11 protein-coding genes are annotated in these 10,793 nt (G+C 47.9%); 2 read left to right on the forward strand and 9 right to left on the reverse strand.

The features are described 5' to 3' along the window. Positions 1-2: 2 nt before the first annotated feature. Positions 3-467, reverse strand: coding sequence for a hypothetical protein (locus SYN6312_RS15825; protein WP_015125907.1), 465 nt, complete (start codon positions 465-467; stop codon positions 3-5). Positions 468-1,021: 554 nt separating this feature from the next. On the opposite strand from SYN6312_RS15825, the gene SYN6312_RS15830 reads away from it, so the two are divergent. Next, the gene (locus SYN6312_RS15830; protein WP_015125908.1) at positions 1,022-1,717 is read left to right on the forward strand and encodes a Crp/Fnr family transcriptional regulator; all 696 of its coding nucleotides are present in this window, start codon (positions 1,022-1,024) and stop codon (positions 1,715-1,717) included. 61 nt (positions 1,718-1,778) lie between these two features. After that, complete coding sequence (gene ychF / locus SYN6312_RS15835) at positions 1,779-2,870, forward strand: redox-regulated ATPase YchF (protein WP_015125909.1); 1,092 nt, start codon at positions 1,779-1,781, stop codon at positions 2,868-2,870. A 587-nt stretch (positions 2,871-3,457) separates the two neighbouring features. On the opposite strand, the gene SYN6312_RS15845 is transcribed toward ychF, so the two are convergent. The 8 genes from SYN6312_RS15845 to drmB all read right to left on the reverse strand — a co-directional run bounded on the left by SYN6312_RS15845 (position 3,458) and on the right by drmB (position 10,784). Continuing rightward, positions 3,458-4,186 carry a peptidylprolyl isomerase gene (locus tag SYN6312_RS15845; RefSeq protein ID WP_015125910.1) on the reverse strand — a complete coding sequence of 243 codons (729 nt, stop codon included), beginning with the start codon at positions 4,184-4,186 and terminating at the stop codon, positions 3,458-3,460. Between the two features lie 96 nt (positions 4,187-4,282). Further along, positions 4,283-4,666: a hypothetical protein gene (locus SYN6312_RS15850; RefSeq protein ID WP_015125911.1), complete on the reverse strand. Its 384-nt coding sequence runs from the start codon at positions 4,664-4,666 to the stop codon at positions 4,283-4,285. Between the two features lie 148 nt (positions 4,667-4,814). Continuing rightward, positions 4,815-5,984 carry a GNAT family N-acetyltransferase gene (locus tag SYN6312_RS15855; protein ID WP_015125912.1) on the reverse strand — a complete coding sequence of 390 codons (1,170 nt, stop codon included), beginning with the start codon at positions 5,982-5,984 and terminating at the stop codon, positions 4,815-4,817. A 363-nt stretch (positions 5,985-6,347) separates the two neighbouring features. Further along, positions 6,348-6,563 (reverse strand): hypothetical protein, encoded by a 216-nt coding sequence (locus SYN6312_RS15860; RefSeq protein ID WP_015125913.1) that lies wholly within the window; start codon positions 6,561-6,563, stop codon positions 6,348-6,350. Positions 6,564-6,933: 370 nt separating this feature from the next. Further along, positions 6,934-7,269: a hypothetical protein gene (locus SYN6312_RS15865; protein ID WP_253276374.1), complete on the reverse strand. Its 336-nt coding sequence runs from the start codon at positions 7,267-7,269 to the stop codon at positions 6,934-6,936. Between the two features lie 244 nt (positions 7,270-7,513). Continuing rightward, a complete protein-coding gene (locus SYN6312_RS15870; protein ID WP_015125914.1) occupies positions 7,514-7,924 on the reverse strand; it encodes a hypothetical protein in 411 nt (136 codons plus the stop codon). A gap of 869 nt (positions 7,925-8,793) precedes the next feature. Beyond that, positions 8,794-9,594, reverse strand: a complete 801-nt coding sequence (drmC, locus tag SYN6312_RS15875) for a DISARM system phospholipase D-like protein DrmC (protein ID WP_015125916.1) — start codon at positions 9,592-9,594, stop codon at positions 8,794-8,796. Continuing rightward, the gene (drmB, locus tag SYN6312_RS20390) at positions 9,594-10,784 is read right to left on the reverse strand and encodes a DrmB family protein (protein WP_371257408.1); all 1,191 of its coding nucleotides are present in this window, start codon (positions 10,782-10,784) and stop codon (positions 9,594-9,596) included. The genes drmC and drmB overlap by 1 nt, the downstream gene beginning before the upstream one ends. Between the last annotated feature and the right edge of the window lie 9 nt (positions 10,785-10,793).

Below are 10,793 nucleotides of genomic sequence, written 5' to 3' on the forward strand. Positions count from 1 at the left end.
ACTTAGAAATGGGATTCAGCTAATTTCGAGTTGACCCCAGCCTCAGGAAGCATGCCGGCAAGCTCACCCGTTCCGGTCACATATTCATCCAGGAGGAGCTTCTCCACAGGCAATAGATCGGGATCGGGATCCATATTTTGCTCTTGGATGGTTTCTTCCACAAGGGCCATCTGCTCCTCGGCTTCTAACAGGGCTGCTTCTAACTCCGAGGTCAATTCTGGGGCAAATTGGTTCTCAGCCGCGTTCAGTTGGGCATAGCGTTGCCGGAGATCCTCTAGCTCGGCCTGGAGGCTGGTATTTTCGTTGGCCAACTGTTCTGACAATTCTTTGTAATGTTTGAATGCCAATAGGAATGGAATTAGCTTTTCCCGTAAGGTCATTTGCTCGACATCCAACTGGGTAAACTTATCGGCTAACTGCACATAGGCTTGGCACAGGCGCAGATAACGGTGGGCAGTATTACTCATAAATTTTACTAGGGCAATAGGCTTTAGGTACGTTATAGCGAATCTGAGGGGGAAAATTGGGGGATCAACTTCTGGATTAAACAACGCCAGGGGGCAATTCAGGTCAACTCTGCCCCTAACTCGGTCAAAACCAGTCAAAAATTCATAAACATTAAGAAATACCTAAGATTGAGTTTTATCAAAGATGGATATTGGATATAACCTCCTTCCTGGTACCAACAACCCCCAGGAACCCAGCCAATGGTGACAGAACCATCCTTGGCGGACTGTAACAAATTAAACGATTGTCCCGGCCTGCTTGTTATAGAGCTAGGATGGTTTCGGCCAGGAGTATCACCTCTATGTTTCTTATATTGTGGTCATCAATCATTTCTCCAGCCTTGAGCCTGATGCCCCTGATGAGAAGCTAATCCCAGTGAGGATGAGCCAAGACTTAAACGAATTTTTTTAACATTCTCTAGAATTTTTGAAATTGAGCGAGTATTCTAAAGGTTTAATCCTTGCTGCTGAAGTAAAGAAATTATTTCTGGGGATGGTTGCCATCTCATTTATTTATGCCTGAAGCTCGAGGCCATACCGAATCTTATTTATCCCTAGCGGACAGTCCTTTTTTTCGTGGGCTGCCGGCCAATGTGGTAGAACAAGCCCTCGCCCATGTCGTAACCCGACAACATCCAGCCAATCGGGTCATTCTTCTGGAAAATGATTGGGGAACCTCAGTCTATTTCATCCTCAGTGGTTGGGTAAAAATTCGCACCTATAATATTGATGGCAAAGAAGTCACCTTAAATATCATTGGACGTGGGGAACTATTTGGGGAAATGGCTCCTCTTGAAGAAGTCCCCCGCTCTACGGATGTGATTACGCTTACCCCGACAGTGGTGGCGAATTTGCCTGCTTTGGATTTTGTTAATCTGGTCAACACCGAACCCCAGGCCGGGATCCGCCTTGCAAAACTCATGGCCCGGCGTTTACGGCAACTCAATCGCAGATTACGACTCCGGGAAGCGGATAGCACGGCGCGAGTGGCTGATATTTTGTTGTTTTTGGCCGATGGCCAGGGCAAACAAGGTACGGGGGGTATTGAAATTCCTAACCTTCCCCATCGGGAGTTGAGTAGTTTAAGTGGCATGGCCCGGGAAACGGTGACTCGCGTCTTAGGTAAGTTGGAGCGCAAAGGGATGATTAAACGGGGGCAAGATACCCTCTGCATCAGCGATCCCCGAGCCTTAGAAAATCTTTTGCTATAGGTTTGGGATGTTTCGGTTAGAGTGGAGGTTGTGCCATTTGCTGCGCTCAGTCGTTTAATCTATGCTCAGATCTGGAATTGTCGGGTTGCCCAATGTCGGGAAATCTACCTTATTCAATGCCTTAGTTGCCAATGCCAAGGCCGAGGCGGCCAATTTCCCCTTTTGTACGATTGAACCCAATGTGGGCGTGGTTGCAGTTCCCGATCCCCGTTTACAGGTTTTAGCGACTATTTCCCAATCCGCTGAAATTGTCCCTACCCGGGTTGAGTTTGTTGATATTGCTGGCCTAGTGAAGGGAGCAAGTAAAGGGGAGGGCCTGGGCAACCAATTTTTAGCCAACATCCGGGAAGTGGATGCCATTGTCCATGTGGTGCGTTGTTTTGACGATGACGATATTATTCATGTCTCTGGTTCGGTGGATCCCAGCCGGGATATGGAGGTGATTAATCTAGAATTGGCTCTAGCTGACTTGTCCCAAATTGAACGCCGGATTGAACGCACTCGCAAAACAGCCCGGAATAGCAAAGAAGCCCAAGTCGAATTAGCGGGCCTGGAAAAGCTGTTAGAGACATTGAATAATGGTGAACCGGCCCGGAAAACGCAGCTAACTGAAGACGAGGCGGCCGCTACTCAATTTTTAGGACTGTTAACCTCTAAGCCTGTTATTTATGCCGCTAATGTTGCAGAAACGGAACTAGCCTCCGGGAATGAATGGGTTGAACAGGTTAAAACAATTGCCCAGGCCGAGGGGGCGCAGGTGGTGGTGGTGTCGGCCCAAGTGGAGGCTGAGTTAGTCGAATTATCCCCCGAAGAGCGAGCCGATTATCTAGCCAGTTTGGGTGTGACCGAAGGCGGCTTACAATCCCTAATCCAGGCCACCTATGATTTGCTGGGGTTACGCACCTTTTTTACAACGGGGCCAAAAGAAACCCGGGCCTGGACGATTCACCAAGGGGACAAAGCACCCCAAGCAGCCGGAACCATTCACACGGACTTTGAACGCGGCTTTATCCGGGCGGAAACGGTGGCTTACCAAGATTTAGTCACTACAGGATCAATGACTGCGGCTAAAGAGAAGGGCTTAGTGCGAAGTGAAGGCAAAGAATACGTTGTCGAAGAAGGCGATGTCATGCTCTTTCGCTTTAATGTCTAACTAGAAACTTGTGATTAGGATTATCGGTCGAGTCTCAAATTTCATCAAAATAAACATTAATAAAAAAGTTCTTTTTCAAAAAAATATATTCAAAGCATATTCAGTGGTATCGGAATCAATACTATATGGAGCAGTCTTCTCGCTCAGGAAGATATATACAGCAAATAGAGGGTTATAAAGCCTTTATCCCTAACCACTTGCCGCCCAATCCTGAAATTATTATCGATCAGGCAATGTGGAATTTATGATCTCAAGCTGATCGAGCCTTAGGCCGACTAGATAGAGCAACTGATGCAGTGCCCCTAAAATTGTCCAATTAAAAGAGGAACATCGTCAATTAATTTTGAGTACTATGGGGCGCAGATCAGGGAACGCCATAAAGTTACTCGAAAGCCTCTACTCCAAACCAATTTTTAAGGTAGAGTACGTGCAAATAATCACAGGTCTATCCCCTGCTAATGCCAACACCTTAATCCAGGATTTGAGTGATATAGGTCTTTTACATGAAATTACTGGACAAAAGCGGAATCGGGTGTACTCCTACGCCCCATATTTAGTTGTCTTTGAAGATGAATAAGACAGTAAGATTATTTCTGCAAGTTTTCCAGGCCCGCCGTTACCTTCCCTGACTGCAACTTATCACCCTGTTGAATGCTATCGACAACATCCATCCCCTCAGTGACATAGCCAAAGACAGCGTAGTCTCCATCAAGAAACTGGACATCTCCCAAGGCAATATAAAACTGGGCTGAAGCTGAATCAGGCATTTGGGAACGAGCCATAGCGACCGCGCCACGGGTATGGGATAGTTTGGGAGGTTGGGTAATGCCAGCACTCTTAAAGGTTTTGCTATAGACGGGCTCAGTGGCACCTTGGGGCAAAATTTCTAGGGGAATGTAACGGGGCTTACCAGTGGCGGGATCTACAAAGGAACCGGTGCCATAGGCCTGGGGATTAACATTGGGGTCTTTGGACTGGGGGTCTCCACCTTGGGCAACAAAGGGCTGCGGACTGCGAATGACCCGATGAAAAATGGTGCCATCATAAACACCGCGCTCAACAAGATCAACGAAGTTTCCAGCGGTATAGGGGGCATCTTGGCCATTGACCACAATCGTAATCGGCCGACCGTTGACCGTTAAAACAACAGTGGCATCACCATTCAAACGAGGTCCATTCATAGGGGTTGGGCTTTGCGCTCCAGGTACAGAACTGGTATCGGCTACAGAGGCAGGAGACTGACAAGCCACAATCAACCCCGTCAAGGCAATCAATAGGATTACGTTGAGGATTTTGAACCAGCGTTGACCTAGCACAGTAAGATTCTCCACAAATACCAACGTTTATCATCCCCTAAATTGGGTCTGGCTGTCTTCCTTAGGGCTGGAGAGTTAAGGAGAGGGAGAGTTTAGCTAGAAGTAACGGCGGATAAAATCTCGCAAGCGGAGGAGGGTGAGGGATTGCCCTAAATCTAAGGGAAGTAGGGAAATGCCCTCCAAGCTAGACTGCACCCACCCTTCCCCCCAGTACCATTCGTGAATACCATCAATCCCCCGGCGCAGGATTAATTGCAAACCATGACTAGCGACCTGTTCCACCTGATGTTCAACGGCAATGGGCCCCAACCAAGTTGTAAAGGTTAGGCCGGGGTAGAGGCGTTCCGGTAATCCAGCACTGAGGCGTTGCGGCCACAACCACTGTTCCATCAACTCTGGCTTCGTCAGGCTGTCATAGAGTTGAATTTCAGTGGCCGGAATTTCGATGCGGATTTGGCTACGTTGAAAGTTACCGAGCATAGCAGGCCTGGGGATGTCTCCTCTTCAGTATGCCAAGGCGATGATTGTTCTGGTAAAGCTAGCAGGGTTTCAGGCGAGAGAGAACCTTAACCGACAAGCTGAACATGATTAAAACCCTGGAAAAGCTACCCTTGTATCCCGATGCGACTTAGGCCTTAAAGGGTAAATCTTGGTTGACTTCATCAATGATGGCCTGTTCTTGCTGATTAATTTCCTCAATATAGTGATCGAGAATTTGGCTTAATCTGGGGGAGTAAAACCGATGCAGACTGTAATTGGGTGTTGCCGGAAATCCACGCCGTTTTTTATGACGACCACCCGCTCCAGGGTCAAACATTTGAATGCCTTGGGAAATAGCCCAGTCTATCGGTTGATAATAGCAAGCTTCAAAGTGGAGGCAATCTATTTCTTCAAGGCTGCCCCAATAGCGACCATACAAATTCTCAGCTTTACGAATACAAAATGACATTCCGACTGGATGCGTTCGATCCCCCTCCCGATAGGCTGTGGCAAGGACAACCCGCTCTTGAAAGTCTGGATGGAGTTGCTCAAAGAAGGCTTTAGTTAAGTATTTACTCCCCCACCAGCCAAACTTATCGCAGGTATCCCCATAGAAATGATACATCCGACTTAAAAGTGTCTGACTAATTTCGGCCCCAGTATGAACAGCTATCTCAAGCCCGGCCTGGCGCACTGCTTTCCGCTCTCGTTTAATATTCCGGCGTTGGTTGGCATTAAAGTCAGCTAAGTAATCCGTAAAGGTGGTGTAATTGCGATTTTTCCAAATATAGCTGTGATGTAACCAGGCCCGGTAGCCACAGGCTTCAACCAAGGGTTGCCAATTCGGATCCACAAAGAGGAAGTTACAGCCAGAGAAGTGATTGGCCTGGGCAAACCGATCAATTTCCATCAACATTGCTGCGGTTAAACTGGCTTCATCCTCCCCAGGAGCCATTAAAAACCGATAGCCTTGGGCCGGGGTAAAGGGGGTCATGCCGAGGAGTTTGGGATAGTAACGAATCCCCAATCGTTGGGATAAATCAGCCCATTGGTGATCAAAAACAAATTCCCCTTGACTGTGACCTTTGATGTAGAGCGGGGCAGCAGCAATAAGAGTTCCCTGTCGCCAAACGGTGAGATGTCGGGGTAACCAGCCGGCCTGGGGAATGGCACTGCCAGAGTTTTCCAGATTTCGTAACCAATGCCATTCTAAAAACGGGGTTGCTAGGGGTAAGGCTAAGGCATCCCAGGCCCTTTGGGGAATTTGCTCAATCCGGTCCACCCATTGCAAAACTAGACTTCCTGTCCCTTCACCCATAACCGGATTGTTCGCGATGACTGCCCATCTAGTGTGACATATTTTTTCTGGGAAGTTTCTTGCCTAGATTTGATAGGAACACCAATCATTACAAATAGAGCTTAAAACCATTGATACAAAAGGGTTGATCCAAGGGTTCTGATTAGATGTGCCCCCAAGTAGTGATTGTTTGAATAAATGGGAGAGTAGAGTTTTAAGATACCGCCGGGGTTAAATTCCCTGTCTTTGGCGTTTCATCTGCCAGCCCCAGAACTGGTATGGACAGTAGGGTGTCAGCCCGTATTCAGTTTTGGATCGTGTTATCTCTATGTACTTATGGCTAGACTCCTTATACATCTGGCAACTTTCATCAAATCTTGTAACTCAACTCATAAGTTCCCGTTGAGCCGCCTCAGTAATGACCCGCCGCAGCCACGTTATACGCTCAGCTTGAGGAAGTTGATGGATAGCGGCAAAAACAGACTTGCCAACCTTTAATGCAAGGGGACGCTGCTCAAGTGGCTCGTCAGGCATTGCACCAATCGGTTTGCGGATTTGGGCCACAAACTCGGGGGTAAGGACAGGGGTAGGATTAGCCATAGCTCCATTAGGGGTTCATCAGTCCGAGATCAACTATAGCATAGTATTTCCTGGTTACTAGGTTTTTTTGGAGTGCGGAAGGGTCTGGCGCAAAAGTCTAGGTTTTTGGCTAAGAACTACTTGATGATTGCGGTTAACAGCAATTGGGATGACTGTTTTGATCAAGTAACGTGCCGTTTGGATTGCGGTTAACAGCAATCGTTGGTTCTTGTAGTCTGACTATCTACGGCATCGGATGCTCAATGAGTACAGGCCCCTCTGGAGCAAACTGGGGGGCATACAGCCTTGTAGAGTCCAGCCCCATCAGAGTTCCAATCGGAATTGGAGTTCTTAGTTGCTCCAGTCCTTTAACTTCCCAAAAGACAGCCCATTACGGCGAATCAGTCTTTGTTGACTCAGGACGAAACATGGCATTCCCTGGATAGTGTCCCCGCCGAGATTCAACATGACCAATATAAGTGGCCTTCCACGTCACCATCCGGTCTAAAGACTGCTCCTCCTGGGAATGTGAGGCATAAATAAAGACATCTACGGTCTTCTCGCCCCTTAACTTGTCAACTTCACGGAAAAACTCAAAGGCGTTGCTACCAAAAGCTATCTTGGGACTCAATTCAGCATCAAGTTGTATGGAAACAGCCTCTAACCCAGAAGCTAGGTGCATTTCAGGGACAGGAGCTAGGATTGCAAAGGCATGAGTCGAAGTCACGGTCTTCCTCCTCATTTTGTCGGAACAGGAGTAGGCAGATATAAATTCTACTCAGATTTTTATCTGGATTACCCACCTTGTTCCTACCCAATTGTCGTTAACAGCAATTGGTAGTAGGTCACCCCAGCAAGAATAACCTGAAGCATGAAGAGGGGAAGTCCAGCATGGAGCCGAAAACCTCCCCTCCGTTTGAAATCGGGAGCTAAAACGGTTTCACCTCGCCACCTGGGATAGACGCAAACCTCTAGGGATGCCGCCTCCGCTTCCGTAGCCGTTGAGGGCCAATCACCGACATTTTCAAGCTGGCAGTTTTCAAGACGGTACTCACCAGGATGGAAAGATCAGCCTCTCCCCGAAGCTGACGGTAGTAGAGATAAGCATGAGGCTGATCAGGAAACGCCAAAGTTAGCTCTAGTGTTTCAAGAGTCGTGACCTCCATGTCCCGTTTACCTTGCAGCCACCGAGAAAGCTGGGCTGAGTCCATTGCCCGGCCATAGCCATACATATTCAAGAACGTGACCCGCTGACAGATTTCCGCTTGCGGAATGTTGTAGAACTCAATCGTCTGCTTGAATGCTTCTTGATGCGTCAGCAACTTCCGCCCGTTAATAACGGCATTAATCTCACGGCTGCCTACTTGTTTGCCTTGTGTCATTGCAATTCCTCCCAAGGAGTTATAAATACACTTTTATCGAAACATATTAAAAACTAAATGTGTACGCAAAGAGCAAAATAAGGCAAAATTATCCAAAAGTCCTTCTGGTTAAAGGCTGTGGACTATCTGAAGTGGCCCTTGTATGACAGGAGTAGGGGAGGACAGGCAATGGGCTTAGATGCCATGACCTATTGCTTTATGCCTCTATTCATCTGACTGCTAGGGCATAGCAATTCTTGCTAACCACAGTTGCAAGCTGTGTCCTTCTCCATAAATCTGTGGTGTGAGCAGTTCTTATTAGCTAAGAACGCCAAGTAGTTTCACTCATAACGTCTTAGGGGTGAGCATGATAGGAAGTGTTTAAGGCTAAGTTATTGAGTGCCGTAATTGTCCTAAGCGTGTTGTGAGAGGCGATATAGACTGGGGGCTGATCTTTGTAAGTCTGCTGAGATTCAATTTTGGTACTAACCATTGAAAAATAGGACATTCTTGTTGCAAATCTCATTGATCTCTCTGGAGTCTCTATTTTTATGTTCAAGAAGCGTTACACTTTAGGAGTTTTGGGTATCAAGTGCAGGGTGAAAATATCAAAAAATCTGGAAGAAGCGAGTTGGAAAGGCTGGCTTTGTTGCACGAATTTGCGCGGAAAGCGTCACTATATAGCACTACACATTTAAGACCAGATACAGACAAGTCAGGAAAGGCTTTTAGACAAGGCTTGTGAGATTCAAATTTGCTCAGAACAGTCTGCGTAATGCTACAGAACCCATTTGAGATTTGATTCTGCTGTTGTAAGTCTTGTAGACACCTTGTTTTTATCTGTTTCCTGAAAGCGCCACATTGCATGAAAAAAAGAAGTCAAACAGAGCCTATAAGCCTGGCACTCGCTCGATTATTTTTCTAGCAACTAGCATCTCAAACTGAGAGCGAATGGCTTTAGCTATGGTGCGATTTCGCATTAATAATCCAGCTTCAATGTTGCGCTCGTGGGCAGCCTCGGTGAAATTGGCCGAAGTAACTAGCAGACTCTCTTCATCGACAACAACGCACTTAGCATGAAGACACGCGTTAGACTCTGCTGTCATCAGCATGGTACGGGGATCGTGAAAGACTTCTGGCAGACGCTGCCCAGGCCAGACGTGGTGGCGAAAGGTTTCGGAAAATTCCCGTAACAGGATAGAGGATGGGGTGCGATCTTGATATTTGCGTTGGACATTGAGGAACATTCTGACCTGAAGATCAGGATTGGCATCCATACGGCTCGCTAGAGGACGAAAGAGGTTATGAACTTTTATTCCCTGGTCAATAGCAAAGCTGGAAATAAGGACGCTATGTTGGGCACTACTAAAAAGTTCGCGAACCACGATGCCGGTGTCTCGGCTTTCTGTACCAGGTACTTCTGGCCCAGTCCAAACCAGGTCTACCTGATCTTGCTTGGACTGGGATGCGGCACGTTCCTTAGCGAGTAATTCCAGTATGTAAGCGAGTTGAGTGCGAGCCAGGCCCTGCTGGTGTAAGTGGTTAATTTCCTTTACAACTGCGGTTAACCCCTGTTCGGGGACATAGCTACATAGAGAGACCGCTGAAACCGGTAGATTGAGTCTGCCAGCCTTCAGTGCCTCAGCGATACCTATGAGCGCTGGACGACTTAGCTGCACAAAGGGAGACATTAATACAACCTGTTAGGGAAGAACTCGGCCCCCAAACCCTCAACAGTGCTAGTAACTAGGGCGCGATCGAGCATTTCGTTGCGCCGTTCGCAGGAGGTTTCGGCAATCAACAGACAACCGTGGCAGGCGGCCCCATGTAGAAAGCGATCTTCCTGAACACTATCGGGTTGGTGCCCAGCACAAACGGGGTCATTAGAGCAGAGGCGACCTTGCTCGAGGGCCTTGCCGAGATGGTATTCAATGCGTCTACCAACCTCTACCAAGCCTCCTAAAGTGCCTTCAGAACCAGATGCGCCCGTGTGAAGCAAGATGCCATAACCAATCTCTGGAAAGGCATAGATGCGCTCCCGGATAGCGCTAGAAGCATAGCCACATTCTAGGGAAACCGCTGTGATCAGCAAATGAGATAGAGAATGAAGCATGATGTAGGCTTCACCGGGAAATTTGGCCTTATCCTCAGGGATGCCACGGTTCTGAGTCCAGCGTCTAAAGCCACGACGGAGGGCTTCACCACGGTCTTTGACATTTAGATCTTGCAGCCAGTTTTCGACCTGTTCTTTGTGGAAGCTAATGAAAACACCCTCTCCTAGGTTCTCAATGGCTGGTACCCACTTAGGTTCAAAGTCTAGTGCCGCCCGCCGTACACCAATGGCGAGGTCATCGATTTCCCCTTCAATGTTGGTTTGGGCTGCTTCAAAGCGGGTGAAGCCGATCAGGGCCAGCACCTCCCGAAGGCGATGCACCAGGACAACCTTATCGATGAAGGGTCGCCATTTAGACTCTAAAGAACTGGGTTTTCGAGTATAGCCTTCAAATATCTTGTCGCTGGATAGGGCTTCTTTACCTCGTTCTTCGGGGCAGGCCAGCAGGGCTTCTAGTTCTACTTGTTTAATACTTTTCTCAGGGGCAGAAAGCCCGGCTTTGCGGCACTGGATTTCAGTCCAGACAGCATCAGCTCCAAACTCCGCTAGGTCGAAAAATTTGGGCTTCCGCAGTTCCTTGATGACATCAGCAATGTCTTCTGTGTATTGCAGGTCTTCTACATAGAAGCGGTCAACCGCCTTCTTCAGATCAGCGTCCTTATCGGGCATCGAGATGACACTAAGAATCTGACTAAAGTAGGCGTTACTAGCTGATCGCACTAAGAGTCGGTTGTACTCAGGCTGGTCTGTGGCGATAATCTCGCCGATGTTGGTGAC

This window comes from Synechococcus sp. PCC 6312, from assembly GCF_000316685.1.
Taxonomy (GTDB): domain Bacteria; phylum Cyanobacteriota; class Cyanobacteriia; order Thermosynechococcales; family Thermosynechococcaceae; genus Pseudocalidococcus.

Coding starts and splice junctions, on each gene's coding strand:
- drmC (WP_015125916.1), bottom strand. CDS start 9,594: ATGTCTCCCTTTGTGCAGCTAAGTCGTCCAGCGCTCATAGGTATCGCT.
- SYN6312_RS15855 (WP_015125912.1), bottom strand. CDS start 5,984: ATGGGTGAAGGGACAGGAAGTCTAGTTTTGCAATGGGTGGACCGGATT.
- SYN6312_RS15825 (WP_015125907.1), bottom strand. CDS start 467: ATGAGTAATACTGCCCACCGTTATCTGCGCCTGTGCCAAGCCTATGTG.
- SYN6312_RS15850 (WP_015125911.1), bottom strand. CDS start 4,666: ATGCTCGGTAACTTTCAACGTAGCCAAATCCGCATCGAAATTCCGGCC.
- ychF (WP_015125909.1), top strand. CDS start 1,779: ATGCTCAGATCTGGAATTGTCGGGTTGCCCAATGTCGGGAAATCTACC.
- SYN6312_RS15860 (WP_015125913.1), bottom strand. CDS start 6,563: ATGGCTAATCCTACCCCTGTCCTTACCCCCGAGTTTGTGGCCCAAATC.
- SYN6312_RS15830 (WP_015125908.1), top strand. CDS start 1,022: ATGCCTGAAGCTCGAGGCCATACCGAATCTTATTTATCCCTAGCGGAC.
- SYN6312_RS15870 (WP_015125914.1), bottom strand. CDS start 7,924: ATGACACAAGGCAAACAAGTAGGCAGCCGTGAGATTAATGCCGTTATT.